The 25,325-nt window shown below is 44.0% G+C and carries 26 protein-coding genes, 1 pseudogene and 1 riboswitch; of the genes and pseudogenes, 9 read left to right on the forward strand and 18 right to left on the reverse strand.

Annotated features, from left to right (window positions below):
* The 4 genes and pseudogenes from ACTIE6_RS25040 to ACTIE6_RS25055 form a co-directional block, all read right to left on the reverse strand.
* Positions 1 to 587 (reverse strand): HlyD family secretion protein (locus ACTIE6_RS25040; RefSeq protein ID WP_439559221.1); only part of this gene is annotated, 587 nt, incomplete at its 3' end.
* A gap of 27 nt (positions 588 to 614) precedes the next feature.
* Positions 615 to 2,042, reverse strand: coding sequence for a TolC family protein (locus ACTIE6_RS25045; RefSeq protein ID WP_439559222.1), 1,428 nt, complete (start codon positions 2,040 to 2,042; stop codon positions 615 to 617).
* 98 nt (positions 2,043 to 2,140) lie between these two features.
* Positions 2,141 to 3,334: pseudogene (gene nhaA / locus ACTIE6_RS25050) on the reverse strand (Na+/H+ antiporter NhaA).
* A gap of 94 nt (positions 3,335 to 3,428) precedes the next feature.
* The gene (locus ACTIE6_RS25055; RefSeq protein WP_139011928.1) at positions 3,429 to 4,010 is read right to left on the reverse strand and encodes a recombinase family protein; all 582 of its coding nucleotides are present in this window, start codon (positions 4,008 to 4,010) and stop codon (positions 3,429 to 3,431) included.
* A 175-nt stretch (positions 4,011 to 4,185) separates the two neighbouring features.
* On the opposite strand from ACTIE6_RS25055, the gene ACTIE6_RS25060 reads away from it, so the two are divergent.
* Positions 4,186 to 7,272, forward strand: a complete 3,087-nt coding sequence (locus ACTIE6_RS25060) for a Tn3 family transposase (RefSeq protein WP_139011927.1) — start codon at positions 4,186 to 4,188, stop codon at positions 7,270 to 7,272.
* A 327-nt stretch (positions 7,273 to 7,599) separates the two neighbouring features.
* Here the strand turns inward: ACTIE6_RS25060 and ACTIE6_RS25065 are convergent, their stop codons facing one another.
* The 8 genes from ACTIE6_RS25065 to ACTIE6_RS25100 form a co-directional block, all read right to left on the reverse strand.
* Complete coding sequence (locus ACTIE6_RS25065; protein WP_439559223.1) at positions 7,600 to 8,493, reverse strand: LysR family transcriptional regulator; 894 nt, start codon at positions 8,491 to 8,493, stop codon at positions 7,600 to 7,602.
* A 41-nt stretch (positions 8,494 to 8,534) separates the two neighbouring features.
* On the reverse strand, positions 8,535 to 9,152 hold the full coding sequence (locus ACTIE6_RS25070) for a class I SAM-dependent methyltransferase (protein ID WP_439559224.1): 618 nt from the start codon (positions 9,150 to 9,152) through the stop codon (positions 8,535 to 8,537).
* Positions 9,153 to 9,154: 2 nt separating this feature from the next.
* Positions 9,155 to 9,544: a YidH family protein gene (locus ACTIE6_RS25075; RefSeq protein WP_439559225.1), complete on the reverse strand. Its 390-nt coding sequence runs from the start codon at positions 9,542 to 9,544 to the stop codon at positions 9,155 to 9,157.
* Between the two features lie 5 nt (positions 9,545 to 9,549).
* Entirely contained in the window at positions 9,550 to 10,917 is a 1,368-nt protein-coding gene (locus ACTIE6_RS25080) for an MBL fold metallo-hydrolase (RefSeq protein WP_439559226.1), read from the reverse strand.
* A gap of 50 nt (positions 10,918 to 10,967) precedes the next feature.
* Positions 10,968 to 11,381, reverse strand: coding sequence for a DUF6691 family protein (locus ACTIE6_RS25085; protein WP_439559227.1), 414 nt, complete (start codon positions 11,379 to 11,381; stop codon positions 10,968 to 10,970).
* Positions 11,382 to 11,384: 3 nt separating this feature from the next.
* Entirely contained in the window at positions 11,385 to 11,942 is a 558-nt protein-coding gene (locus ACTIE6_RS25090; RefSeq protein ID WP_439559228.1) for a YeeE/YedE family protein, read from the reverse strand.
* A gap of 69 nt (positions 11,943 to 12,011) precedes the next feature.
* On the reverse strand, positions 12,012 to 12,806 hold the full coding sequence (locus ACTIE6_RS25095) for a sulfite exporter TauE/SafE family protein (RefSeq protein WP_439559229.1): 795 nt from the start codon (positions 12,804 to 12,806) through the stop codon (positions 12,012 to 12,014).
* Positions 12,807 to 12,888: 82 nt separating this feature from the next.
* On the reverse strand, positions 12,889 to 13,542 hold the full coding sequence (locus tag ACTIE6_RS25100; protein ID WP_439559230.1) for a Crp/Fnr family transcriptional regulator: 654 nt from the start codon (positions 13,540 to 13,542) through the stop codon (positions 12,889 to 12,891).
* A gap of 132 nt (positions 13,543 to 13,674) precedes the next feature.
* A riboswitch (Fluoride riboswitch) is annotated at positions 13,675 to 13,740 on the forward strand.
* A 36-nt stretch (positions 13,741 to 13,776) separates the two neighbouring features.
* On the opposite strand from ACTIE6_RS25100, the gene ACTIE6_RS25105 reads away from it, so the two are divergent.
* Complete coding sequence (locus tag ACTIE6_RS25105; protein ID WP_439559231.1) at positions 13,777 to 15,087, forward strand: voltage-gated chloride channel family protein; 1,311 nt, start codon at positions 13,777 to 13,779, stop codon at positions 15,085 to 15,087.
* A gap of 133 nt (positions 15,088 to 15,220) precedes the next feature.
* Here ACTIE6_RS25105 and ACTIE6_RS25110 read toward each other — a convergent pair whose 3' ends face one another.
* The 5 genes from ACTIE6_RS25110 to ACTIE6_RS25130 all read right to left on the reverse strand — a co-directional run bounded on the left by ACTIE6_RS25110 (position 15,221) and on the right by ACTIE6_RS25130 (position 19,881).
* Positions 15,221 to 15,739 carry a hypothetical protein gene (locus tag ACTIE6_RS25110; RefSeq protein ID WP_439559232.1) on the reverse strand — a complete coding sequence of 173 codons (519 nt, stop codon included), beginning with the start codon at positions 15,737 to 15,739 and terminating at the stop codon, positions 15,221 to 15,223.
* An 11-nt stretch (positions 15,740 to 15,750) separates the two neighbouring features.
* A complete protein-coding gene (locus ACTIE6_RS25115; protein WP_439559233.1) occupies positions 15,751 to 16,992 on the reverse strand; it encodes a sulfite oxidase in 1,242 nt (413 codons plus the stop codon).
* Positions 16,993 to 17,068: 76 nt separating this feature from the next.
* Positions 17,069 to 18,046, reverse strand: a complete 978-nt coding sequence (locus tag ACTIE6_RS25120) for a YeiH family protein (protein ID WP_439559234.1) — start codon at positions 18,044 to 18,046, stop codon at positions 17,069 to 17,071.
* Between the two features lie 99 nt (positions 18,047 to 18,145).
* A complete protein-coding gene (locus ACTIE6_RS25125) occupies positions 18,146 to 18,649 on the reverse strand; it encodes a hypothetical protein (RefSeq protein WP_439559235.1) in 504 nt (167 codons plus the stop codon).
* 41 nt (positions 18,650 to 18,690) lie between these two features.
* Positions 18,691 to 19,881 carry a sulfite oxidase gene (locus ACTIE6_RS25130; RefSeq protein WP_439559236.1) on the reverse strand — a complete coding sequence of 397 codons (1,191 nt, stop codon included), beginning with the start codon at positions 19,879 to 19,881 and terminating at the stop codon, positions 18,691 to 18,693.
* Positions 19,882 to 20,174: 293 nt separating this feature from the next.
* On the opposite strand from ACTIE6_RS25130, the gene ACTIE6_RS25135 reads away from it, so the two are divergent.
* The 3 genes from ACTIE6_RS25135 to ACTIE6_RS25145 are packed head-to-tail and all read left to right on the forward strand — an operon-like array spanning position 20,175 to position 21,775.
* Complete coding sequence (locus ACTIE6_RS25135; RefSeq protein WP_439559237.1) at positions 20,175 to 20,594, forward strand: hypothetical protein; 420 nt, start codon at positions 20,175 to 20,177, stop codon at positions 20,592 to 20,594.
* Positions 20,595 to 20,645: 51 nt separating this feature from the next.
* Positions 20,646 to 21,140, forward strand: coding sequence for a TlpA disulfide reductase family protein (locus ACTIE6_RS25140; RefSeq protein WP_439559238.1), 495 nt, complete (start codon positions 20,646 to 20,648; stop codon positions 21,138 to 21,140).
* Between the two features lie 17 nt (positions 21,141 to 21,157).
* The gene (locus ACTIE6_RS25145) at positions 21,158 to 21,775 is read left to right on the forward strand and encodes a thioredoxin family protein (protein WP_439559239.1); all 618 of its coding nucleotides are present in this window, start codon (positions 21,158 to 21,160) and stop codon (positions 21,773 to 21,775) included.
* 3 nt (positions 21,776 to 21,778) lie between these two features.
* On the opposite strand, the gene ACTIE6_RS25150 is transcribed toward ACTIE6_RS25145, so the two are convergent.
* On the reverse strand, positions 21,779 to 22,108 hold the full coding sequence (locus tag ACTIE6_RS25150) for a YnfA family protein (RefSeq protein WP_439559240.1): 330 nt from the start codon (positions 22,106 to 22,108) through the stop codon (positions 21,779 to 21,781).
* 341 nt (positions 22,109 to 22,449) lie between these two features.
* Between ACTIE6_RS25150 and ACTIE6_RS25155 the strand changes: the two genes are divergently transcribed.
* The 4 genes from ACTIE6_RS25155 (at position 22,450) to ACTIE6_RS25170 (ending at position 25,232) form a co-directional block, all read left to right on the forward strand.
* A complete protein-coding gene (locus ACTIE6_RS25155) occupies positions 22,450 to 22,860 on the forward strand; it encodes a MerR family transcriptional regulator (RefSeq protein WP_439559241.1) in 411 nt (136 codons plus the stop codon).
* Positions 22,861 to 22,915: 55 nt separating this feature from the next.
* A complete protein-coding gene (locus ACTIE6_RS25160) occupies positions 22,916 to 23,641 on the forward strand; it encodes a hypothetical protein (protein WP_439559242.1) in 726 nt (241 codons plus the stop codon).
* Positions 23,642 to 23,703: 62 nt separating this feature from the next.
* Positions 23,704 to 24,078, forward strand: coding sequence for a response regulator (locus tag ACTIE6_RS25165; RefSeq protein WP_439559243.1), 375 nt, complete (start codon positions 23,704 to 23,706; stop codon positions 24,076 to 24,078).
* A gap of 578 nt (positions 24,079 to 24,656) precedes the next feature.
* Positions 24,657 to 25,232, forward strand: a complete 576-nt coding sequence (locus tag ACTIE6_RS25170; protein WP_439559244.1) for a recombinase family protein — start codon at positions 24,657 to 24,659, stop codon at positions 25,230 to 25,232.
* The last annotated feature ends 93 nt before the right edge of the window (positions 25,233 to 25,325 follow it).

Raw genomic sequence — 25,325 nt, forward strand, 5'->3', positions numbered from 1 at the left:
TAAGCGACTTCTACTTCCTGCAATACACCCAAAGCTTGATCGGCCTGGCCTTGCGAGGCAGTTTGTGTTTCTGTTCTTACACCTCTCAATGCCTCTGCCAGTTCAGCATCCACCGCATCAAGCTGAGCGCGCGCTCCCTGAAACTTGGCTACCATTTCGTCGTAGGCCTGGGGTGTCATCATACTATCTGCGAACATGGCCTTGGCTCTGCTAAAGGATTTTTCAGCAAAATGATATTGTTCTTTAATACCTGCCTGTTTGGCCCGTAACTGTTTGATCTGATTTTCTGTGGCACCATTGCGCGCCAATGACCGCTGCGCTCCGGTGGCTTTTACCGCTCCTTTGGCCTGAGCCAATTTGGCATTCACTTCAGGAACATCCAGCATGGCGAGTGTATCACCTTTTTGAACCAAATCCCCTTCCTGAACATATATTTTCAAGATTCTTCCCGTAACTTTTGGAGCAAATGCCAGTGTCTCTCTTTTTACTTTTCCTTCAACAGGTTTCTCCGTTTTTTCTGAACAGCCTGCACCGGCAAGTAACATGCTAACTATAAGTGTATAGGGCAATATGGACTTCGTATTCATGCTTTCTAATTTTTTTGGTTTGATATCTTATTTCACAGCATCTGTTGTAAGGCTTCCCGTCGCTTTAAGAAGCTCAACACCTGCACGTCTCTGGTTGAATACTGCCTGTAAATAATCCAGGGCAGCATTCTGGTAATCTGTCTCAGCACCAACCAGATCCGACGTTTTAATTAAACCTGTCTTAAATTCTTTACCAGCCTGTGTAAGCGCGTCAAAAGCAACTCGTTGCTGTTTATCGCGGGCGCTCATCTCAGCCTCAGCTTGTGCCAGTTCAGTTTTCTGGCGAATCAGATTAAGTTCCAGTTTCTCAACTGCCTCCTCTTTTTCCAACCTTGTTTTCTGCAGCTCAATTTTAGATTGCTGTACTTCTCTTTTTCCTTTATTCCCGTCGAATAAATCCCATTTGAAGCCAACGCCTACATTAAAGTTCGGGAGCAGCTCCAGTTTGTTCGTTTTTAGCGCCATCGTATTTCCTGTCGGGAAAGGCTCTTTCGCTTTCAACTGAATACCATACAGGTTTAAATAACCAAGGGAGGTAGACGCTGCCACTTTAGGCTTCCACCAGCTCTTTGCAGCTTCAATTTTATATTGCTGAGCCATAATGCCTGCGTCCAGTGCAGCGAGTTCTGCCCGTCCATGAATACCTGCATCGGGTTGACTTCTATAAAATGGGCTCAGATCATGGTCAATTAGTTCCAATCTTTGCGTTTCAATACCGGTGTATTTATGAAGAAGTTGTATCAGCATGGTGCGCTTTCCTTCGTACTGTTGCTGTTTAGCATCCAGTTGCGCTTTGCTTACATCTATTTTCTGGTGTTCAAATTTTGTGATCAGTCCGTATTCAAAGGCCTTGTCGGCAATTGCAGTATTCACTTCAAGTCTTTTGCTGCTTTCGGTGAGTACTTTTTTCACCTGTTTTAGTAAGGCAAGCTGGTCATAAGCCGTACTTACATCTGCTATAATCTGTTGTCTGTCTGTTTCCAGCAAAGCGGTTTGCGCTTTCTGCTTTTCACTCAACGCCTTCTTAAGCGCAGGGACTTTTCCTCCAGAGTACAAAATCATTTCCGCTTTCAGGCCGCCAGTAATCAGATTCGCCCGGTTGGTGAACGATCCATCCACCGCCGGCAGAGCGATACCCAGCTCAGGCACCACGTTTGCGGGTGCATCCAGATTTATTCCCGAAGCCAGAAAGGCGTATTTACCTGACAAGTCCAGATGCGGAAGGTATGTTTCTGCTAATTTACGTTGATCTATATGGGTCAGGTCTATATCCAGCTGCTTCACAGCCAGACCATGGTCTTTTTGAAGTGCTGCCGAGACAAGTTCGTCCAGACCCGGCGCATGTTGTGCAAATACATTTGCTGTCCCGAGTACTGTTACAAAACCTAATCCCAATTTGATGATCCTTTTCATAATGGTTCGATTTGCATTTTTTGATGATACGTGATTTAACATTTTGATAAAGAGCCAAAATTAGTATATACGATCGCATGTGTACTAGTTATAGTATAAAAATTGACAATATATTAAATTGCATTATTTTAAGTTGTAATTCATTTCTGCTTTGAAAAGTTAGGGGCACTATTTTTTGATAACTGACTAAGAAAAAAGAAACCTATGCATCCTGCCAAAACCGAAGCGGTAAGGATCGAGAATTTTGCTTCGGAAAGAATCAAGTGTTCCCCTTCAAATGAGAGCAGGGCAATAAAAATAGACATGGTAAATCCAATCCCCCCAAGTATTCCCACACCAAAAATATGCTTCCAGTTAGCACCACTAGGCAGTTTTGCAGCCCCTATCTTTACAATGATCCATGAAAACAAGGTTATCCCTAATGGCTTGCCGATCAATAATCCTAAAATAATACCCATGCCAAGTACGGTAGTAAGGCCTTCCATCATGCCCGCTTCAAATTTTATATTGGTATTGGCCAGTGCGAACAACGGCATAATAATAAAGTTGACTGGGTTTGCTATGATTTTTTAAATCAATTCGAGTGGTGATTACTTATCATCACGGGTGGTAGGAAAGGAAAAGGACGTAAATAAGCCGGCAATGGTAGCATGCACTCCGGAATGGTGAATAAAGTACCAGATAAACAAGCCAGGAACAAGATAGGCAACCAGGTTCTTTACACCTAATTTATTGATAATAAGAAGAAAAATAAAAATGCCACCAGCATAAAGAAGATACGTATAATGAAGTTCTGATGAATAGAAAATAGCTATTACTAAAATAGCCATCAGATCATCAACAATAGCCAAGGCAGAGAGGAATATTTTTAAAGAAGTCGGAACCTTATTGCCTAGCAGAGATAGAATTGCCAAAGCGAAAGCAATATCTGTTGCCATGGGAATCCCCCATCCACTTGCAGTATTTGTTCCAGTATTGATCATATAATAGATAATCGCCGGAGCTAAGACGCCTCCAAGGGCAGCAAAAATAGGGAGAGCCGCTTTTTTTATTGAGGATAATTCGCCTTCAATGAGTTCTCTTTTAATTTCAAGTCCGACCAGTAGGAAAAATATGGCCATCAATCCGTCATTAATCCATAGAGAAATGGAATACTTAAGGTGAACATTACTGAAATTCATGCCTACCTGATAGGAAAGGATGTCTTCGAAGTAAGGACCTACTCCTGTGTTTGCTATCAGTAAAGAAATAAATACGCATGCGATTAAGATAATCCCTCCGGTTGAACTGGATTGGAAGAATTGTCTAAATGATTTCAAGTTTATTGTACTCATAATGGTAAAAGTTGCTGAAAGTATTAGTGATTTAATATAAAACGTTGAAACATTCCCCAACAGAAGTTAAACTTACAGATATTGGAATGATAGATTATTTTCCGTTGATTTGAATCCCTCGGTGTCTCAGGTACTTATAAAGTGTCATTTTAGAAATTTCTAGGTCGGCAGCAATTTCGTTTACTCCTAACTTACGTTCATTATATAACGTTTGCGCAAGCATCGCCTTTTTTTCAGCCTCTTTTGAAAGGCCACGGCTACGTCCTCCTTTCCGTCCACGAGCACGGGCGGCTTCCAATCCAGATTTTGTTCGCTCCCTGATCAGGTCTCTTTCAAATTCTGCCAGTGAGGCAAAAATATTAAAGATCAGCCTGCCTTGGGCAGTAGTTGTATCGATATGATCATTAATGGAAACCAGGCCGATTCCCCGTTTCTCAAAATCAGAAGTCATTTCAATCAAATGTTTTAAAGAACGCCCCAGCCGGTCAAGTTTATAAATGTAGATGACATCACCCTCCCGTAGGATCTGCTGCATGGCGGCCAGCTGTGGCCTGTCGGATTTTATTCCGGAAGCTTTTTCCTGGAATACTTTTTCACACCCGGCATTTTGCAAAGCATCCAATTGCATTTCCAAATTTTGATCCTGGGTCGATACCCGTGCATATCCAATTTTCACTTTTTGTCTACTTTAATCCATGTGATAGGTCAAATTTAATGTACTTAGATTGGTATACAAGTTTATTTTACTAAATTGATAAAATTCACCCGGTTTTCGGTCATTCCTTACTCTTTATGAGCATGACAAGGTTGTACATTTTGAGCAACGTTTTTTTATACAAACAAATCGTCTCATGCCAAGAAAAGAATACCTGACTTCCGAAGCACGGCAACGATTTGACAATCCACCTGTTTTAAGTGTTGACCAGAAAATAATTTTCTTAGAAGCCCCTCAGTGGGCAGCTGAATATGTCAAGACTTTACAAACACCTTCCAACAAAGTTGGTTTTCTATTACAGGTAGGATACTTCCGGGTAGTCAGCCGTTTTTTTGGATCGAACCGTTTTCACCAAAGTGATGTAGATTTTGTAGCAGCAAGAATTTCTGTTGATGTCAACGCTGTACAAATGGAAAAATATGAAGGACGGACATCTCTGAGGCACCGGGAAGATATTCTGGGATATTTCGGTTTTGCACCTTTTGACAAATCTTCGACTGAAACATTGATTGAAGAAACAAAGAGACTAGCCCATGTACAGACCAGGCCATATCTGATATTTGAAGGTATGGTAGATTTTCTCCAATCACACCATATCGAAATTCCAACATATCAAAGCCTGAAAACGATTTTAGACAAAGCGCTTACCAGTTTCGAGCAAAATCTAGAATCTATTTTAAATAAGTACCTGACTACCGCCGATATTTTGCTTTTAGAGCAGCTTCTTGTCGAACACACTTCTTATCAGCAGGACAGCAGGAAGCATTTGAAAGTAAAACGATATGAGATTACATTCTTTAAGCGGATCTCGCAATCCATGGAAACCAAACAGATTCGTGAGCGAGTAACCAACTTTGAAAGTTTGAAGATCATGTATTTGCAGCTATTACCCATAGTGAAACGCTTAAAATTATCTGACACCACTGTTCAATTTTACGCAGAATACGTTATCAATAATCAGGTAACGCAAATAGCTACACGTAGCACTAACCGCTATCTTCTTTTGATTTCATTCATTATCCACCAGTATTATATGCTGGGAGATGCACTTATCCTGACTTTGAATAGTGCGGTCACCAATTATGTCAATGGCTGTGAGAACCTGGTTAAGCAGCAGCTTTATCAAAACAGGATGCAGACTGCGCAACTGGTTAGCAGCGTTGCCCACCGGAGCAGCACGCACATTGATGTTTTGGGTGCCATTGAACAAATTATTGCTGACACTACAATAGAAGCCTTATCCAAAGTTACATTGATTGAACAGCTTTTTAAAAACAAACGGCTATCTCAAAAACTCTTACAAGAAGACCAGAAGCGCCTTAAAGCATTAAAGGAAGCCAACCAAAAAATAAATGACCGGGAGGATTTCTATCAGATACTTGAAAAAAATGCATCGAAATTGAATGGTAAAGTCAGTGATATCGTAAAAGCATTGATCCCTAGTTCGACTTCATCAGGAAAAGATATCCTTTCTGCGGTCCGGTACTACCAGGAAAAAAATGGTTCTATTATTTCACGCGCAGCTGTACCAACTGATTTTTTAGGAATGGAACAACAGCAGCGGGTATTGACTACGGAAGGAAAATTAAGGACAGGTTTATATAAAGTATTCCTGTTTCAGGAAATCAGGGATAGTATCAAATCCGGAGTACTTCCAATCGATTCATCCTATGATTACCGTAGTTTTGATGAGTATCAAATACCGGCAACGGTTTGGAACAAAGAAAAGGAAAAGCTCATGGAACAAGCTGGATTAACAGCTTTTGCAGATTCCCGAAAAACTCTCCTCAAATTAAATGAAAAGTTGAATGCCCAGATAAAATTGACAAATGAGCGTATAGAAAAAGGAAGCAACAAACAAGTATACTTTGATCCGGCTGGTGACTGGCACCTGATGAAAGATAAACGATTAGAAGAAGTCGTTGATCTGGAATCGCTCTACCCACAAGAATATGTAATTCCATTGGTGGAAGTGCTCTCAACCGTCCAGAATGCGACTGGCTTTATATCTACATTTATTCATAGTGGAATTGATCACATACCCAAACGTCCGGAAGAAAAACTGTTTTTTGCAGCGATTCTTGGCTTTGGTTGCAATATCGGTATCCGGAAATTCTCTTTCATGTCAAAAGGAATACGTACAAGTTCTTTGGAGACAACGGCACTCCAGTATTTTTCGCCAGAGACAGTATTACAGGCAAATGATAAAGTACTTGCATTTAGCAACTCTTTACCACTTACCGAGCATTTTAGAAAAGATGCTGACTTTATTCATACTTCCAGTGACGGCCAAAAGTTTGATGTTTCCGTTGCTTCATTGGTAGCTTCTCCGTCATTTAAATACTTCGGTAATGGAAGGGGTGTGACCATGTATTCCTTTCTGGACGAAGCTGGACAGTTATTTTACTCAACAGTATTTAGTGCAGCTGAACCCGAATCACATTATGTTTTGGATGGTTTGACCCACAATGAGGTGATCATCCCAAATGCGCATTCAACAGACACGCATGGGTTCAGTGAACCCGTATTCGCAGTAACAGGTCTTTTGGGTATTGAATTTCGTCCAAGGTTCGCAAGGTTTCATCACCAGCAGCTGTATTCAATTGATGAAGCCAGGACATACCGTGAACTGAATTATAAAATTGTTCCCGGTCTTAAAGTTAACTTGGTTCACCTGGAAAATTATTGGGATGAAATTCTAAGACTTGTTTGTACTATCAAGTTGGGTTACGCTAAGGCATCAACGTTGTTTAGACGTTTAAATTCCTATTCTAAACAACACCCGCTTTACAAAGCCCTCAAAGATTTGGGAAGGCTCTACAAAACAGTATACATTTATCAATACATGGATGATGAATTAATCCGAAAATCGGTGTCTGGCTCACTTTCGAAAATTGAGAACAGTAATAACTTTTCCAAGGCCATTACCGTAGGCAACAACCAGGAATTGATCTGGGCTACCAGAAAAGAACAACTGACAGCGGAAGGATGTAAAAGGTTGATAGCAAATGCGGTGAACACTTATAATCTGTTGTTGTTATCTGAAAAACTGGTAGCTGTGGAGTCCGAACAAGACAGGCAGATCCTGTTGAAAAAAATCCTTGCAACTTCTACCCATAGCTGGGCACATATTAACCTGGTGGGAGAATACGACTTCTCCGATGGTAAGGATTATAAAACGTTTGATTTGAGCTCGATCATGGATTTGAATCTAACGCCTTAGAATTCATTATTCCGGGCTACTTACAAATGAAATTGCTACACGAAAGTCGTGACGGTTTTTCTCCCTTTCTTTAGTTTACCCCAGCCCTGGAAAATACAGCAGGAAAGGCAGCCACATCATCACACAAAGCCTTAAAATTGTTTCGAAGAGTGTTACGTTTAGCGGAAGTTCATGGGTCGTTTTCATCTTTGAAATGGTTAAGTTTTTGGCCTATTGCCATTACAAAGATGAGGCGGAAGCAGTTGCCGTGGAAATCATAAAAAGTAATCTTTGATAACCTCAGGTAATTTAAAATTACCTATTCGTACAAATTTGATTGATACTTGATTACTTTTTGTAATGCCTGGCGAAATTCATAAATAGTTCAGCCAGGCCGTCCTGCTGGCCTTGGAGCGTAGCAAAGTGAAAGGTTCTTTCGATAGAAAAATTATCTATATCTATCACACGGCATTGATTGTGCGATAATTCATCTATAATCGAGTGGATGGAAAGAAATCCGGCGCAGGGTGCATTCTGAATATATCCTTTGATGCTCTCGGTCCCAGCCAGCTCCATCTGTTTGTTCAGGTCTGAGAGTGATATACCCTGCTCTTTGAGCGCGTATGCAATTACCTCCAGAGTGCCTGAGCCTGGTTCTCTAAGGATAACAGGAATACCTGCCAGCTGAGCCAGAGTGATCGTACCATTTTTTGCAATAGGGCTCCTGGCATTTGTTACCAGAACAATTTCATCTTTCAGGAAGGGATCGTAATGTATTTTAGGATCACGGGACCTTCCTTCGATGATGCCCATATCGATTTGTTTTTCAGTTAAGGCCAGTTGGATCTGATCTGTATTTTTGATCACTAATGAAAGCTCGATCTCAGGAAACCGGTTGTGGAAACCCGCTAGCAATGATGGCAGCACATACTGAGCAACAGTTGTACTGGCCCCGATCCTGAGCGTGCCGCTATTTTCGTTGTTCAGCGCGTTGATCTCAAATTCAAGTGCTCGGTAAATCTCAAAGATCTGCTCGGTACGTGCAAGCAAGAGTTCACCTGCACGCGTAAGCTTGATTTTCGTGCCGTTCCGGTCGAAAACTTTTGTTTTTAGCTGGGCTTCAAGTTCTCGAATATGTTTTGTGATGGCGGGTTGGGTAATAAAAAGCGCATCGGCCGCTTTTGTAAAGTTTAGCCGTTTGGCAACCGTATGAAAAACACGCAGGCGAAAATCAAAATTCATAGAAGGGAAGCGTTGGCATAGAAAAATAAGAATGTGCTATTTTACAAACTTCGTTTTGAAAAATGCATGAAACGAAAATTCTGTACCGTGCCAAATGGCGTAATATGATCTGAAAGTACACGCTCTTGTGGCTGAAAATTATCATCGAATAGTGATTCCAATGTTTTTTCATCATATCTTTTTACCGGCAATCCGCTGCACATTGTAGGCCCGTCCTCTAAGAAGGTGCCGATGATCAAATCCCTGACCACAAACTCGCTGACGATATGCTTGTACTTTTCGATATCCTGGGATTCTGTTAAAAAATGAAAAGTTGCCCGGTCATGCCACAGCGCATAAGGACGGTCCGGGACAAAATTCAGGACGTTACATATGGTCCATTTTATCTTTTCGGCCCGTTCCCCGAGTCGTTTTCTCGCCCTTTCAATGGCCGCACTGGAAATATCCAGAACGGTCAAATCCGAAAAACCTTCGTCTAATAGTTTTTCAATCAATGTGGCATCCCCGCCTCCGATATCAATGATTGCATCTGTTGTTTTGATTCCAGTGGACTTTATCAGCGAAAGTGAGGGCTCAGGCAGGTTTTGCGACCAGCTCAACTGGTCAGGCCCCTTGAATAAATAAGTGTTATCCCAATGGTTTTGAAGTGTCTTTTCCATCGTCAGGTTGTCTTAATCAGATAAATAATGAGCAGTATGCTGGCCAAAAAGATCACTGCCGTCATCCATTTGATCAAAAGGGAGGACTGATAGTATTGCCCCTGCTCCAACTGTTTTTTTGTATTAGTATACCGAATATAGGAGAACAGCGTCGTTAAGGCACCAAGGCTAACCAGCAACACGCCGATAACAGGCGAATATCCCGTAGAATGAATCTGGGGTTTGCTTCCTAACGCGGCTGCAATTTGCCGGACAAATAAAGAGAACTTGACCACAACGAAACCAAACCCCATAATACCGATGCTCGTGCGGACCCACGCCAGAAAGGTCCTCTCATTGGCAAGGTGATCTCCTGCATTTTTTTTATGATCGTTGGCTGGACTTTCCTTCATATGACTTACGATACTGTTGGTTGTTTACTAAATTCTTTCACAAAATCACCAATATCAAAAACCTGTACCTGACTATTAAGTAATGCAGCGATTAATGAGCTTCCGATTGCGCTTCGGTACCCTGAGGCGCAATGAACCGCGATTGGTTTGTCAAAAGGGATGTTCCCTATTTTTTCACGTATTTCGGCAAGAGGAACAGAAATGCTGCTTTCAAAAATTTTATCTTCGATGGCTTCTGAGGGATTTCTCACATCAATAATAGTATACTCGTGCTGGTTCTGGCGGAAATGTATTTGATCCAGAAGTGGTGTTTGCAGCCGCGCAGGCCCCGCCAGAAAAGCTGATTTGATGGCTGGTTCGTATCCGATGGAGGCCGTCCGAACTATGAGCCTTTCTAAAACCCGCCAGGAGTCGCCGGTTAGGTAGAATGTTTCTTTTGGCCCAATGATGCTTCCCAGCCAGGTCTCAAACTTTTTTCCGTCCATGATGTTGACTGAATTGGGCAAATGGCCTTTTTTATAAACTTGTTCATCACGGGTATCTACGATCAGAACGCCGTCTGCGAGGCTACCTTGCTGCTCGGACGATAAGTCAATTCTTTTGACACTTTCGACACCAGGTCTGAAATGTGCGGCACCTTTTTTGTTCAGTGCAACATCGAAGGGAAAATAGGCGGGGATAAATGGTTGGTCTGTCGTCAGTTTCTGAACGAAATCCTCTTTGGTCATCTCTTGCAATGACCAGTTTGTAAGTCTCTGCTGCCCGATCGTGCTGCTGTTTGCATCGCTGAGTGCTTTACCACAAAGTGTCCCTGCGCCATGGGCAGGATAAAGCACAACAGCGTCGTCCAGGGGGAGAATCTTTTCGCGCAGAGAATCGTACATCTTCGCTGCCAGTTTCTCCCGTTGACTGCTGGCATCACTGTCCGATTCCCTCAGATCCGGACGACCGCAATCCCCGATAAAAAGCGTATCACCACTAAAAATGGCCTTGGCAATGCCATGGTGCTCCAACACAATTGAAATACTATCCTCGGAGTGCCCGGGTGTATTCAAGGGTTTCAGCACAATCTTTCCAAATGAAAGCGAACTGCCTTCATCGAAAGGAATATGGTCATAGCTTGCTCCTGTGTGTGCACTTGCGTAGATCGGTGCTTTTGTTGCCTGACTGATTTCTACGTGACTGCTGACGAAATCGGCGTGTGAATGGGTTTCTATTACTGCAATGATGTCAGCGCCATTCTGTGCAGCAAAATCATAATATGGCTGAGGATTCCGGGCTGGATCGATCAGTACTATTTTGCTCTCACATTCGCTTAAAATGGCGTAGCTGTAATGCGAAAGATATTGATCTTCAAATTGATGGATTTTCATGATACTATTTTATGAATTTCAAAAATGTTGAACCTTTTAATTTAAAAGAACTAGTGAGGTAACCAACGCCTGACCAGACCATAGATAAATGTTCCTGCCAGTGCTCCCGATATTACAATCAGCATCGACCAGTACCCATACCCCAGGTTTACGAACATAGGTCCCGGACAAGCGCCGGTCAACGCCCATCCCAAACCAAAAATAATGCCCCCTAAAAGATACCGTGGCCAGCTTGCGGTCTTGTCCTGAAATAAAATGGGGTTCCCGCTAAAATCTTTTATGTGATAATGTTTGATCATAAAAACAGCAACCACACCAACCAGGAGAGCTGTACCAATAATGCCGAACATATGAAATGACTGAAAGCGGAACATTTCCTGGATACGGTACCAGGAGACAGCCTCTGATTTAGCCATTACTATGCCAAAGAACAGACCGGTAACTATAAATTTTAAAGCTTTCATAACTCAAAACAGAAAAGGGAAAATAAGGTGGGTCATAGCAAGCCCGCCGATGAAAAAACCAACCACAGCTATGAGGGACGGAAGTTGAAGATTTGATAACCCACTGATTGCGTGACCTGATGTACATCCACCCGCATATCTGGAACCGAATCCGACCAGGATACCGCCAACTAAAAGGAGCAGAACTGTTTTGGGCGACGATAGGATATGATCACCAAACAGCTGGTCAGGATTCATACGCCCATCAAAGCGGATGCCCAGCTTGCGTAAATCGGTAATAGTTGCCTCAGACAATTGAAGCGGGCCTGGGCTGCTAAGCCATAACGAGACGATGTAGCCACCAAGGATTGATCCTGCCAGGAATAAAAGATTCCAGCTTTCACCTTTCCAGTCAAAGTCAAACAGGTCTGCCTTACTGCCAGCCCCGGCCATAGAGCAAATTGTCCGCAGGTTGGAAGAAAATCCGAAGGACCTTCCAAAATAGAGTAATAAAATCATAATGGCGGCAATGGCAAAGCCCGAAACGTACCAGGGCCATGGTTGGCGGATTAGTTCAAACATAAAAATCAGTTGTGGGATATTGTTATAAAAATGGCAAAAACCGGTAGGTGTGATTGGGTAGTTATGAGCTCATCCTCCAAGGATTTCATGGATGATTATGTAAATCCCCATTACCAGAATAAACCAACCAAAACCCTTCTTCAACCGCTCTGGGTTGATATAATTTCCAATCAGCCCACCGATAATAATACCTGCAACAGCAATACCGGTAATGGTTAGCAGAAATGCCCAATCAATCTGAAAATGGCCCAAATCACCGGTAAAGCCAATGAGGGAGTTTAAAGCAATGATTAAAAGCGATGTCCCGACTGCCTCCTTCATGGGCATTCTCAATAGCAAAACCAGTGTGGGGATCAATAAAAATCCACTGCCAGCGCCAAGAAGTCCGGTTGTTAATCCTATGCCTATGCCGAATACATAGAGCTTGAAAAATCCATGACCTTCTAGTTGGTTTTGTTTGGCTGCCTGTGCTGTGTTTTTGATCATGCCCAGGGATGCAGCTATCATCAACAGCCCGAATAGGGCCATTGTTAAAATTGGCTCTGTAACCTGAAAATCTCCCAGTTGAAAGAGTTGTCTGGGGATGTGGGGAATAAGAAGCTTTCTGACCAAAAATACGGTCGTAACCGATGTTGCTCCGAACAAAAACGCGGTACGCACATTCAATAACCCGTTTTTGTAGTTCTGAATTGCTCCGATCAAACTGGTGGAGCCTACAATGAATAAGGAATAGGATGTGGACAGTAGTGGCGGTACGCCAAACAGGTAAACAAGGACGGGCACTGTCAGAATCGAACCTCCTCCGCCTATCAAACCGAGTGAAACACCAATCAACACAGATGCCAAATAAGCCAGAATTTCCATTTGCAGATATTAATCACACAAATCAAGCAATTCACTCATTGCCAGAAAGTGACTTTTATCACATAAGGAAACAAATAGCTTATTACACCCAGGTGATGTGGTTACGAAACAGCTTAATTTTCCCGTTCTGCTCCATCTTCTTCAAGAGGCGTGAAACAACTTCGCGGGATGTATTCAGATCGTTTGCTATTTCAAGGTGTGTAACAGAGAGCTCATCTAAACCCCTGGTTTTAAACTGATTGCGAAGATAAAATTCGAGACGCTCATCCATCGCCTTGAAAATCACGCTATCCAGGACGGTCAGCAACTCTTCAAAGCGTGACCGGTAATTTTCCAGAACGAAATAATACCAGCTGCGATAGGTAGTCATCAGCTCATCCATCATCTGTATCGGAATCATGATGATGGTCGTGTCGTCCTCAGCCTTGGCCATGATTTCGCTTGCCTCCTGTTTCGTCGCGCAAATCATCGATAAAGCGCAGGCATTTCCTTCTTCGAGATAATAAATGAAAACTTCTTGGCCATCCTCACCTTCACGATATAGTTTAACGCGGCCGGAGGCAATCAGCACACTGTGCTTAATGAATTGTCCCGTCCGCATGATCACTTCCCCGGCAGGGATATTTTTCACAAGACCCGCTTCCGCGATCCGATCTCTGAGCCCCGGTTCAAAGGTTTTAAAGGATGTCTCCAGGTATCTGGCGATTGGCAGGGTTGATTTTATATTCTCTGACATTTTTATTAACGAAATAAAATAAACATTCCCACGCGAAGCTGTTTCTGAACTTAATCTTGTTTCAAGATTCCAAACTTAATACAATCGCTACCAGAATATTTAGATTTTAGCAATTTACCTGTATCTTTGCCCTTGTAGACAGGAAATGGTGTCTTCCTGCGGAAACCGCCTGAAAGGGCTGATGGCGCCTATTAGGATCAAATTGTATTTGTTCAACTAATAGGTATATATAAAATGTCAGTCTCAAGGTTTCGTCTCTCTAAAAAATTGGTTTTCCTTTTCTGGAAATATCCCATCGCTTTCTTTACCGCTAAATGGCTTATCCTTACTGCAATAGTAGGGATTCTTGTAGGGTCTGCTTCTGCGCTTTTCCTGGTCTGCCTGGATTGGGCTACCCATTATCGTGAAACCCATCTCTGGATCATTGCGCTGCTTCCGCTTGCCGGGCTGGTGATCGGCTGTATGTACCACTATTTTGGAAAGGAAGTTGAGGCAGGAAATAATCTGCTGCTGGAAAATATCAACAAACCCTCGAAGGTCATCTCACTAAAAATGGCGCCTTTCGTTTTGATCGGAACCATAGCTACCCACCTCTTTGGCGGTTCGGCCGGGCGTGAGGGGACTGCCCTACAAATCGGAGGCTCAATCGCAGACCAATTCACAAGGCTGTTAGGTCTGCGGCCACGCGACAGAAGGCTTATTCTGATTGCCGGGGTAGCTGCTGGTTTCGGATCCGTTTTTGGAACCCCACTTGCAGGCGGCGTATTTGGCCTGGAAGTATTTCTGATCGGCAGTATTCGGTACGATGCATTGATTCCTGCATTCGCCGCAGCAACATTTGCCGATATGACCACAAGGGCATGGAAGGTGGGGCATACCCATTACCACATCACAGAAATACCGGATTTGTCAGTCCTCAATATTTTGTATGCCATTATTGCGGGAATAGCCTTTGGCATAGCCTCGGTGCTATTTAGCCGACTCACGCATAGGATTGGAGTGTTTTTCAAACGGTATATCGGCTTTCCACCATTTCGCCCACTTGCAGGGGGTGCGCTGGTTTCGGCAGCGGTATTTGCAATGGGCAGTACCAGATATATCGGCCTTGGCATCCCGGTAATTCTGGAATCCTTCCAAATGCAAATATCACCCTACGATTTTTTGCTTAAAATTATCTTCACCGCTGTAACCCTGGGTGCTGCCTTCAAGGGAGGTGAAGTTACACCTCTGTTTTTCATAGGAGCAACGCTGGGCAACGCGCTTTCCTATTTTATACCATTGCCCGTTAGCCTATTGGCAGGAATGGGATTTGTTGCCGTTTTCGCTGGTGCGGCCAATACTCCTCTTGCTTGTGTGTTGATGGCTATTGAACTCTTTGGTAGTGAATGTGGCGTTTACGTAGCTATTGCATGTATAATCGCGTACTTCTTCTCGGGGCACACAGGCATTTATGGTTCCCAGCAGATCGGACAGGCCAAGCATATGGTTTATAGCCGAAGCTCTGGCCGGAAACTTTCTTCAACTAAATTTGGCAGCCGGACTTGAACTGCGGTGAGAGTCGCAGAACCAATCGGAAGCAAAACTACCAGCATAAATATTGGGTTGGTAGTTTTGCCTCCGGCTCAGATTCAGGTGGATGGGACAAGAAATAAAATTAACCTCTACAATCGCAGCCTCATTATAACTTATACCAGGATTGTTGGGGAAGTGGTAACCTGCGCCCATCAAAACCGCTTTTAACAGGTCCATAGTGCTCTACGAGATAATCTAAAATTGGTTTTTCGGTCTCTCCCAGATCCCACAGCTTTTGGGTACGTTGCATCCACCGTATGCGTTCAATCCATTTGTCACGGTCAAACTGGCTTTGCAAAATCAGTTTGCTGGAATGACAGATGGTGCATTGTGCCTTGACCAAAAACATATTTTCGCCGACAGCAAGCCCACTCTCACTGTCTACGAGAACTCTATTCGGATTACGGATCGTATCCGGCCGGGCCACGGCGCTATTTTGTTTGGCAACAGATTGGCGTTTTGGCTTCGTGCCGACGACAGTTGCACCTTTTGAAACCATTTTTTTTGCTTTTGATGCAGGTGTTTTGACTGGTTTGGGTTGCGTTTGTACCCATGCACATAATAACCAAACCAATACACTGCAAACAAGCGGCAGGCTTTTAATATTTTTCAACTTTCTGGCCATCTTCATCTTGTTTAAAGGATTTTCACTGCTATCCTGTGGCAGGAATTGTTAATGTAACCTTCCGGATTCCACGCAGGCATTACCATGGGCTGCGAACGGTCGTGGTCATCGGTTGCACGAGCCCATACTTCATAATAACCCTGGGTAGGGAAATCAACATCGGCCGACCAGTGCTGCCAGGCAAGCCGGTTTTTTGCTTCCCTTAAAGTGGCAGGCATCCACGTCTCGCCAAAATCGATCGACACCTCGACCCGTTTTACTGTTCTGTCACCCGCCCATGCGTGGCCGCGAACAGCCAGTTTTTGTGTTTTTTGTATTTCCAAACCAGTTTTAGGATAGGTGATTACTGATTTGACAGGCATTGATTCAATAATTTTGAACTCGCTTTCATCCGGGTCAACGCCCGGTGCAACCGGATGGATAGGAACCCGGTAACTTTTTCCGGTCATTTTAGCCCCGTCGTGCACTTTATTTCTCACGGCAATCGTGTGAAGCCATTTTCCTGATACCGATGCAGGCCAGCCACCTATCACCAGGCGTAGCGGGTAGCCATGTACCAGTGGAATGTCTTTGCCGTTCATCGACCAGGCAATCAATGTTTCATCCTCCAACGCTTTTTTGATCGGTACGCCCCTTGAAATGACAGCCTGATTAGGATCGCCGTTCAAATGAAGGTCCTGTCCGTAGTATCCGATGTAAACAGCTGAATCGGTGATCCCCACGTCTGCAAGGACATCTTTTAAACGAACGCCTGTCCATTCCGCACAGCTGACGCCTCCCTCGGTCCACTGGTTTCCTGAGGTTTTCGGAAAATAACCCGCTCTGCCATTCCCTCCGCATTCAAGCACAAGCTGGTAAGTATAAGGTTTGAATTTACTTTTCAGATCAGCCAGCATATAAGACTTGACTGCTTTAACGGACTCACCCTTGATAGTCAGCTTCCAGTTCTTTATATCTATACTGGCAGGGATCTGTCCGTTATTGCGGATGAACATTTTTTCAGCAGGGGTAATCTCATCATCCAGCAAATAGGCCGGAGTTTCTACATTCCAGGGCTTATCATTTAAGATGACAAGGTTTTTATTTTTGTCCGCCATGGGGTCAATATTAAATGCGACCGGCAGATAGTGCCTGGGCAACCGGTCTGCAAAGACGATATTGGTTCCAAGCAGGCCTGTCAAAGTGGCCAGCGATGATGTCCTCAAAAATCCTCTGCGGTCAAAGAGCCCGGTTTGTTTTTCTTTCATTTCCATAAAAAGCAAAGTGTTAAAATTTTAATAAATACCTGCGCAAGCCGACAATTCAAATTCCAAAGTAAACTTGCCAGCACTATCTATCGGCAAAATGCATCACGGCATACAAGGCGGCAAGCGAGATACCCGTCCACAGTAAGATGCCTTGAATCATCGGCTTCATACCGATCGAGCGTAAAACCTGCCTGGACAAACCCGCGCCAATCAAAAATAACGTCAGAGACAGACCCACGTGTGCTATTTTGATAAGGACCGGGCTGATGAAAGATATCTGGGGGACATATGTATTCAGTACCATTGCCAGGATAAAAAAGCCAATAAAATAAGGGATAGAGATCTTACCGGACCTGTTCTTAAACAGCAGTGACGCAAGAAATGCAACTGGTAAGATCCATAACGCGCGTGTCAACTTCACTGTTGTTGCAATTTCCAATGCCTGTGGCCCATATTTGCTGGCAGCCCCGACAACGGAGCTGGTATCATGGATGGCAAGCGCACACCACAGTCCAAACTGGCTTTGTGTCAGGTTTAATTCAGAACCGATCCACGGGAAGATGAACAATGCAGCAGAATTTAGAATAAAAATGCACCCCAGTGCAGCTGACATTTGTTTCTGCTCAGGGCGGATTACCGGCGCTATGGCAGCAATAGCACTGCCCCCGCAAATAGCAGTACCGCTGGAAATTAAAAATGAGGTTTTCCGGTCGATACCCATCCATTTTCCTAACATAAATCCAAATAGCAAGGTCGTAGAAATTGATATGACAGTAAAGCCCAGCCCTTGACTTCCGGCTTGAACCGCGCTGTGCAGATTCATGCCGAATCCCAATCCAACTACCGAAAGTTGAAGTAGCCAATGTGTTGCTTTGTGGTTTAGATGAAGATATGGATGCCCACTGAGTTGTGCAACAGCCAGCCCGAGCAAAAGTGCCACCGGCGGGCTAACCCAGGGCGTCAGGCAAAGGATAACGCAGATAATAAAAACCAATTTGCTGCCGATGCCGTTGCTTGTAAAAATTAATATATGCCTGTTGGTCACTAGTCGCTTTTGCACATCACTACTTGTTTTTTGATATGCAAATTTGCAATCATCCAGTCGTTGATTTTTATCAAAATAAGTGATGGTTAATCACCTCAGGTTATCATCGGCAGGTCAGACAAAATCACTTTCCGGCCCATACAGCTTCAAGATTTGGGTTATTTCACTAATGCAGTTTTGTTTATTCGCGTGACTTCCAGCTGGGTAGGGGACGACCAGCAGCGACCGTACGGAATTTATACCCGGCTGCCCGAGAGCACTTTCTACAAATGGCATTATTTCTTTCATCAACACAACCACGATCTCAGGACTCATTTCATTGATCCGGCTCGACAGCGATTCTGCTGCGGTTTTTCTACCATCCAAACGTGCTTGCCTGTTGGCTTTGTCAAGTGGGACCTGGCTTAAATGATCCAGATAGCAACCAGTCGATTTGAAGAACTTAATAAAGTCTTCCGGCGAGTTAAAGTTGCCGTACACTACCTCAAAAGCGTCCCTGATCGTTCGATATAAATTGGTGTTAGCATGATAAAAATGTTTTTCACCGCCGCCGGGGGCTTCGGCAACAAAAAGCATCTTTACCTGATCAGGTCGATAAATTTCAGAAATGGCTATCATGGTGTAATAAAATACTATTTTAAATTTTGGAATGAGGATTCCTATCCTATTTCAACCTCCATCGCCACGGTTTTATTGACCATGTAGGTTCGCCGGTCGGGATCGTGCTTATCGGGCTGGACATGGCCGTCGGAATCGGTGGCACGGACCAAAATTCCTGCCGTTGACGGCTTGGAAGGCACCTGCCAATTGAATTCCCATAGTCGCCATACATTCGCAATCTCCTTGTCCAACAGCTTGACATCCTGCCAGCTCAGTCCGTTGTCCGTACTTATTTCGACCTTAATAACTGACTTCTCGCCACACCAGGCTGCCCCATGGACGCGGTATGGTTTGCCGGCAGCAACAACCTCATGTAACATGGGCCGTGCGATTTCCGCTTTTGCTTCGACCGCAGTGACCGCGGTAAGCGTCGGCTGGTTGGCTTGCCTTTTCCAATATGCATATTCAATAGTCTGCCAATACCCCTCGAAAGGTTTGCTCGTCGCAATAATGTTGGTAAGCCATTTGATCGATGCCATGCCGTACCATCCTGGGATGATCGCCCGGACGGGGTACCCATGCGCAATGGGAAGATCTTTGCCGTTCATTTGGTAGGCAATCAACACATTTGCCTCCAGTGCTTTTTTGAGAGAAATGCTTCGGGCGAAATGTATCTCCCCGGGCGACCTGGGTTCTTCCGTGATTTCCCCTTTATCAGCCCCTTCCAGAATAATTTCTAAGACATCTGAATTCAATCCCGCTTTTTCTAGCAATGCGGAGAGTGGTACGCCTGTCCATTCAGCGTTACCAACCGCACCCTGCTCCCATAAAAGCCCCTTGACCTTCGGGGCCAGTTTGGCCCTACCGTTACCAGCGCATTCCAATGTCGCCATCACGGTCTTCGACGGCATTTTGCGAAGCTCATCATACGTAATGGTGATTGTTCTTTTTACATCGCCCGTTATTGACAATTTCCAAACGTTGGAATCAAGCTTCGGAAATGGGAAGTGGCTTCGGACAAAAAACCGGGCATTAGGGGTAATTCTTCCTTTTAAAGTTGCAAAAGGAAATTCCAGGTTTGAAGGCTCTTTCTCCCGGGTAATCAAACCAGGAAAAGCATCATCCTTTTCTATCAAAGGTGTAGGTGCGAAAGGGAATAATGTTGTGCCTGCCATCGCAGGAACAACTCCGCTCAAAAATGCACGCCTATGCATTTTATTCTCAGCACGATTGGGGCTTTTGTTAGTCATAATGTAAGTGTCAAGTTTCTGTACTTACATTATAACTGTTCCAGCAAAAGGAGGCCGAATATTGTTAAGCGTCGTTTGTCAGCCAAAATCCGTTAGCGTTTACAGGTTTTTGTATCGAGCTTCGGTTATTTAGCTTAGTGTCCATTTACATCTGGGGGGCGTCCAAATAAGCTGTTGGTTTTCTTTTGGGGAGAAATCATGCAAGCCATACTGCTTACATAAGTACAAAAATATTGTCCCACTCCCCTTGACAATGGACTATACTCCACGGTTTAACTTTGTTTCCAAAAGACATGAAGACTGTCTTTCTCGGCGGGATTTTTTGGCTTTTGGCCACCACCTGCTTCGGACAATCATTGGACATGGAACATACCAAAAAGCTGAAAGAGAAAATCGCATTGGCCTGCAAGCTCACCGATAAAGATCAGATCCGCCGCATGCAGGAGCTTCATCAAACGCTATTTAAAAAAATTCACAAAATGCTTGAAACACCGACCAGCTACGAGCTGGTTTTTGAAAACCCGGATAGTACTCTAAGCCAGGATCTTTTTGAATTCATCCGGTTTGAGCAGCTATGCTGTCCCTGGCTTCGTTTTCAGCTGACTTTCAGTCCGGGCGGCGGGCCGGTGTTGTTGAAAATGGGGGATTCGGTAGAGACTAAGGAAATGGCTTATCTGGTAATGGAACTGGACAAACTACCTAACAAACATTGACTTACCTCCAAACAAGGCCTGCTTTTCATATGTTTTCTGTAAATTGTATTTATGGTTGGTTATCACAAATGGCTCTTCGTCCTCATCTTGATTTGTTTGGGACATATTGCCTACCCCCAGCAGATCCGGGTAATCAAATATCCGGAACTTCGTGAAATGCTGGACAAACCCGGCGATTTTACATTGGTTGTAAATTTTTGGGCGACCTGGTGCCTGCCCTGCGTTACTGAGATCCCTCATTTCGAGAAAATCAGCGCACAGTACGCCAAGAAGAAAGTGAAAGTGCTACTGGTAAGCCTAGATGCCGCATCGCTGCTAAAAAAGAAGGTAGAACCTTTCGTTGTCCGAAAAGGGATCAAATCGGCCAAGGTAGTACTGCTCGACGAGCCTGATTATAATTCCTGGATCGACAAAGTTTCACCCGAATGGTCTGGCGCGTTGCCCTTTACAATCATTGTCGATTCAAAAACCAATAGTAAAAAAGCTTTTGAGCGACCCTTTACCGAAGCCGAATTGGCCTCCGAATTGAAACCATTTATTCAATAATCTAAACCTATACCAATATGAAATCACTGTTTGTATTAGCCGCCACCCTGATAGCATTTCTCGTTTTCGCAGCATTTACAGCTTTGCAGACAGGCTACCAGGTCGGTGAAAAGGTCATGGATTTTTCGCTAAAAAATGTTGATGGAAAAACGGTCTCGCTCTCTACTAATAAGTCAGCGAAAGGTCTTATCCTCGTCTTCACCTGCAATACCTGTCCTGTCGCGCAGGCTTATGAACAACGGGTAATGGATCTGGACAAACAGTTTGCCTCAAAAGGCTATCCAGTGATCGCAATCAATGCGAATGATGCAGCACTTTCTCCCGGCGATAATTTCCAGGCGATGAAAAAACGTTCTGCCGATCGGAAATATTCGTTTCATTATCTGACCGACGAAACCCAGCAGATTGCCAAAACCTATGGGGCAACGCATACGCCGACCGTTTTTGTGGTTCAGTGGGATGGTGCTGATTTCATCGTCCGCTACATCGGCGCGATCGATAACAATGCGCAAGATGGTAGCCAGGCCAGTGAAAAATACGTCGCCAACGCTGTGAATGCGCTGCTGGAAAATAAAACCATTGCAACTCCAACAGCGAAAGCAATTGGATGCGGTATTAAATGGAAAAAAGCGTAAGTACTACGGACGCGGCGCATAGTAAATGATACAAACGCCGATGAGTGCAATGGCGGCGCCAATCAGATCGTATTTGTCGGGCCGGAAACCGTCGACCTGCCAGGCCCAAATAAGCGCCATCACGATAAATATGCCGCCATAAGTGGCATAAACACGGCCAAAGCCGGTCGGCTGGAATGTAGCCACTACGCCATACAAAGCAAGGATCAACCCACCCAGTATGCCGAACCAGAGTGGTTCACCTTCTTTGAGCCACAACCAGATCAAATACCCGCCGCCAATTTCACATAGGCCGGCCAGGATGAATACCAATAAAGATTTAATAACTGTCATAATTTATTTAAGACAAAGGCTAGTCAGCATTTCCATTTTCAAGTTTACAATCGCAGTCACTGCAGCAAATGGCACACGGTACCTTTCTCCTATGTCTGACAACAAAAAGCAAAGCCACCATACCGACCAATACGATAGCGAGACTGTTGGTCCAGTAACTTAGCCAAGTCAATACAGCTACACCGAAGACAAATCCTAGAATGGGCGCAGCGCAGCAAACGGCACAGGCAAAGATACTCAAACCTATAAACGGGAGATTTTTTCTATTTTTCATGATATTTTTAGAAGTAAAACTAAACCGTGGACAATAGTCAATTGTCAAGAACCTCAACCAAAAAAATATGCTGATTGGTGAACTATCAAAACAAACTGGGTTGTCCAGGGACACAATCCGTTTTTACGAGAAGAAAGGCCTGATAGCTGTCGGACGCAAGGAAAGGCGTTTTAATAACTACAAAGAATATTCTGAGCATACTTTACAGAGGCTTTTTCAAATCAAGCGCATCAAAGGGTTTGGCTTTACGTTGAACGAAACCGCTAGTCTTTTCGACCTGATCGAAACTAATCAGGCCTCCTGTCAGAACGTATCAGAGATCATCTCGGAAAAAGTAATCTTAATCGATCAGAAGATCATGCAACTCATCGAACTCAGGCAACTGATGCAGCGCAGTGTCGACAAGTGTTTGCAGGATTGCTGCTCGAATGCCCAGGAACCCAACTGCCCGACGCTGACGACAGATTTTCTTTCTTAAAGAAATATTTACCGAGCAACGAAACCGCATTGCCGATCTCGCAGAAGTTTTTGTTATGTCCCAAATATATAATCCATCCCGCCCGATCGGCCATATCCAGGCTTTATCCAAAAAGGTATTTTCCATCCTGATCCTGGCAGTCCTACTCTTACCGGCCGCGCCTTGCCGTGCAGGTCAGTCCGATTCAATCGCGCGAGCCTCCATCCACGGTGTGCTAAGTCTGGATTCACGCAGTACAATCATCGAGGGAAAACACATTACGATCAATGGCATTTTAGGAGGTATCGCCTTCGGAAGAGGGCAACATAAGCTCACACTTGGCTATTACTGGCTAAGCTATGGGGCTAAGCAACGGTTAATCGATTTGCATAAGAGCCATGCCCACCGCATCAACCTGGAATACTACACCCGTACTGATGTCGGGTTTGCGAGCCTGGCCTATTGGTTCCCCCTATACCGGAATCCGCGTTGGACGGTATACATTCCGGTTGAAACGGGCTTGGGCAGTGAATCAGCAAATTATCGCCGGATATCCGATGATGCCCAACTCGGCAGCGGTCACTTCTACTTCGTGCCTTATCAACTCGGGGCATACGGGGAATTCAAAGCTACACCTTGGGTAGGGTTCGGCCTGCAAATTGGCTACCGTAATGCTGCGAGGCAGACCGTTTTTCGGGAACATTTCGAAGGCCCTTATTATAGTTACGGGCTCACATTCTATCCCGACCGGATTTATTCTGACCTAAAAAAATATTGGGCGAAGCGCCATACTGCACGATAGATTTTGCTTTGCATGGGCGAAACATGTATGGCCAACCATGCTCAATTGCCGGTTATTAGGATATGGGAGACCAGTTCAAAATATTGCTTGTAGACGATGACCCTGTTTTTCTATTCCTTCATGAAAAGCTGCTTAGAAAAGTTGGCATCGAAGTGAGCATAGATAAATGTAGCGATGGTCAGCAAGCGCTGGCTTACATAGAGAGCGATCATGAGGAAAATGTCTTTTGTGTTTTGTTAGATATCAATATGCCAGTTATGAACGGCTGGGAATTCTTGCGGTCAATACAGCGTCTACCTTACAATGCCAGCATAAATGTCTTTATTGTCAGTTCAGCCAGTAGGATGGTGAACGCGACCAAGAAAAGCAGTTCTCCCAGATTGCCGGCTCATTCAATAAGCCATATTGACCTTGGAGGATTGCAGATATGTCCTTAATCACATTCAAAAATCTTAGGTATCAAATTTTAACAACCAAGCTGCACGGCAAGTAGCATTCAATGACACTTTACAGGATCACACGAAAGTAGAGATCTAAAATGCTCAGATCATTTGCGTCCCAATCCTACTCATGCTAGCTGAATCTTCATTTGTTATCTTGTCATCACCAGTTAAATAGCGTCTGGTACATCTTTCGCGTTAATCAGAAAAATTTGACGTAGCCTCACTGAATGATCCCAATAAGATCATATTAATAATTCACATAGCGGATCGGATGTTGAAAGATCTGCTTGAGCAGCGATGTCGATTAAATTGATTCACAAGGTGAAAGAGCTCGATCCAGGAAAGTTGAGCAGATAACACACAAAAGCCAAAGCGTCTCCTTATAAATTTTGTCTATGGCATTTTCGTCCAAATTTATACGGTGGTTTTTCTGTACTCTAGACTTCATTTGATTTTCTTCCCTTTTGGTTCTGAAAAGTGCTGATTTTACCGTTTTGAAATTACGTTTTAGTGGTACACCAAAACAAATTACTGTATATTGCAAACTGGCACGTTAAACTGTACTATTTGGAATGGTGATTGGATACATACGGGTATCAAAGACTGAGCAGAACCAAGATCTGCAATTTGACTCCCTTGAAAAAGCAGGTTGTGAGAAAATATATCATGAAAAGATTTCAGGTGCTTCCATGCAGCGACCGGAATATATAAGAATGGTTTCGGAGCTTCGAAAGGGAGATGTCATAGTGGTCTGGAGAATTGACCGGCTCGGAAGGACAACTTATGAGCTGATCAAGCTGATGGTTGAGTGGAAGGAAATGGGAGTGGACTTCCGGAGTATTTCAGAAGGCATTGATACTTCTACAAAAATGGGTCGACTTTGGTACATGCTTAGTTCGGTCTTTGCTGAAAATGAACGTGAGATTTTGATGGAGCGCACCTTAGCCGGAATGGAAGCTGCGCGTGCCAGAGGTAGGGTGGGTGGGAGGCCAAAGGGTCTGACTAAAAAATCTAAGGAGCTTGCAAGCCTGGCTGCAACTTTATATCAAAGTAAGAAGTATACAACAATGCAGATTTGCGAACAGCTAAAAATCGGAAGCAAGGCTACTCTATATAACTATTTACGACACGAAGGGATAGAAATATAGGGCTGGATTCGTGTAACTAAATAAAACGACTGTGCAGTGCAGTACACAAATTTTTTCATACTACACGGCTGATTTTGGCACGCTGGCGTAATG

It is taken from the genome of Dyadobacter sp., assembly GCF_051859145.1.
In the GTDB taxonomy this organism is placed as follows: Bacteria; Bacteroidota; Bacteroidia; order Cytophagales; family Spirosomataceae; genus Dyadobacter.

Bases quoted from the DNA above. Each gene is read 5' to 3' on its own strand.
- ACTIE6_RS25105 (WP_439559231.1), top strand. From the start codon at position 13,777: ATGTCAGTCTCAAGGTTTCGTCTCTCTAAAAAATTGGTTTTCCTTTTC.
- ACTIE6_RS25110 (WP_439559232.1), bottom strand. From the start codon at position 15,739: ATGGCCAGAAAGTTGAAAAATATTAAAAGCCTGCCGCTTGTTTGCAGT.
- ACTIE6_RS25080 (WP_439559226.1), bottom strand. From the start codon at position 10,917: ATGAAAATCCATCAATTTGAAGATCAATATCTTTCGCATTACAGCTAC.
- ACTIE6_RS25085 (WP_439559227.1), bottom strand. From the start codon at position 11,381: ATGAAAGCTTTAAAATTTATAGTTACCGGTCTGTTCTTTGGCATAGTA.
- ACTIE6_RS25160 (WP_439559242.1), top strand. From the start codon at position 22,916: ATGTCCCAAATATATAATCCATCCCGCCCGATCGGCCATATCCAGGCT.
- ACTIE6_RS25060 (WP_139011927.1), top strand. From the start codon at position 4,186: ATGCCAAGAAAAGAATACCTGACTTCCGAAGCACGGCAACGATTTGAC.
- ACTIE6_RS25070 (WP_439559224.1), bottom strand. From the start codon at position 9,152: ATGGAAAAGACACTTCAAAACCATTGGGATAACACTTATTTATTCAAG.
- ACTIE6_RS25170 (WP_439559244.1), top strand. From the start codon at position 24,657: ATGGTGATTGGATACATACGGGTATCAAAGACTGAGCAGAACCAAGAT.
- ACTIE6_RS25130 (WP_439559236.1), bottom strand. From the start codon at position 19,881: ATGACTAACAAAAGCCCCAATCGTGCTGAGAATAAAATGCATAGGCGT.
- ACTIE6_RS25135 (WP_439559237.1), top strand. From the start codon at position 20,175: ATGAAGACTGTCTTTCTCGGCGGGATTTTTTGGCTTTTGGCCACCACC.
- ACTIE6_RS25095 (WP_439559229.1), bottom strand. From the start codon at position 12,806: ATGGAAATTCTGGCTTATTTGGCATCTGTGTTGATTGGTGTTTCACTC.
- ACTIE6_RS25090 (WP_439559228.1), bottom strand. From the start codon at position 11,942: ATGTTTGAACTAATCCGCCAACCATGGCCCTGGTACGTTTCGGGCTTT.
- ACTIE6_RS25045 (WP_439559222.1), bottom strand. From the start codon at position 2,042: ATGTTAAATCACGTATCATCAAAAAATGCAAATCGAACCATTATGAAA.
- ACTIE6_RS25150 (WP_439559240.1), bottom strand. From the start codon at position 22,108: ATGACAGTTATTAAATCTTTATTGGTATTCATCCTGGCCGGCCTATGT.
- ACTIE6_RS25155 (WP_439559241.1), top strand. From the start codon at position 22,450: ATGCTGATTGGTGAACTATCAAAACAAACTGGGTTGTCCAGGGACACA.
- ACTIE6_RS25165 (WP_439559243.1), top strand. From the start codon at position 23,704: ATGGGAGACCAGTTCAAAATATTGCTTGTAGACGATGACCCTGTTTTT.
- ACTIE6_RS25075 (WP_439559225.1), bottom strand. From the start codon at position 9,544: ATGAAGGAAAGTCCAGCCAACGATCATAAAAAAAATGCAGGAGATCAC.
- ACTIE6_RS25100 (WP_439559230.1), bottom strand. From the start codon at position 13,542: ATGTCAGAGAATATAAAATCAACCCTGCCAATCGCCAGATACCTGGAG.
- ACTIE6_RS25140 (WP_439559238.1), top strand. From the start codon at position 20,646: ATGGTTGGTTATCACAAATGGCTCTTCGTCCTCATCTTGATTTGTTTG.
- ACTIE6_RS25115 (WP_439559233.1), bottom strand. From the start codon at position 16,992: ATGGAAATGAAAGAAAAACAAACCGGGCTCTTTGACCGCAGAGGATTT.
- ACTIE6_RS25065 (WP_439559223.1), bottom strand. From the start codon at position 8,493: ATGAATTTTGATTTTCGCCTGCGTGTTTTTCATACGGTTGCCAAACGG.
- ACTIE6_RS25145 (WP_439559239.1), top strand. From the start codon at position 21,158: ATGAAATCACTGTTTGTATTAGCCGCCACCCTGATAGCATTTCTCGTT.
- ACTIE6_RS25125 (WP_439559235.1), bottom strand. From the start codon at position 18,649: ATGATAGCCATTTCTGAAATTTATCGACCTGATCAGGTAAAGATGCTT.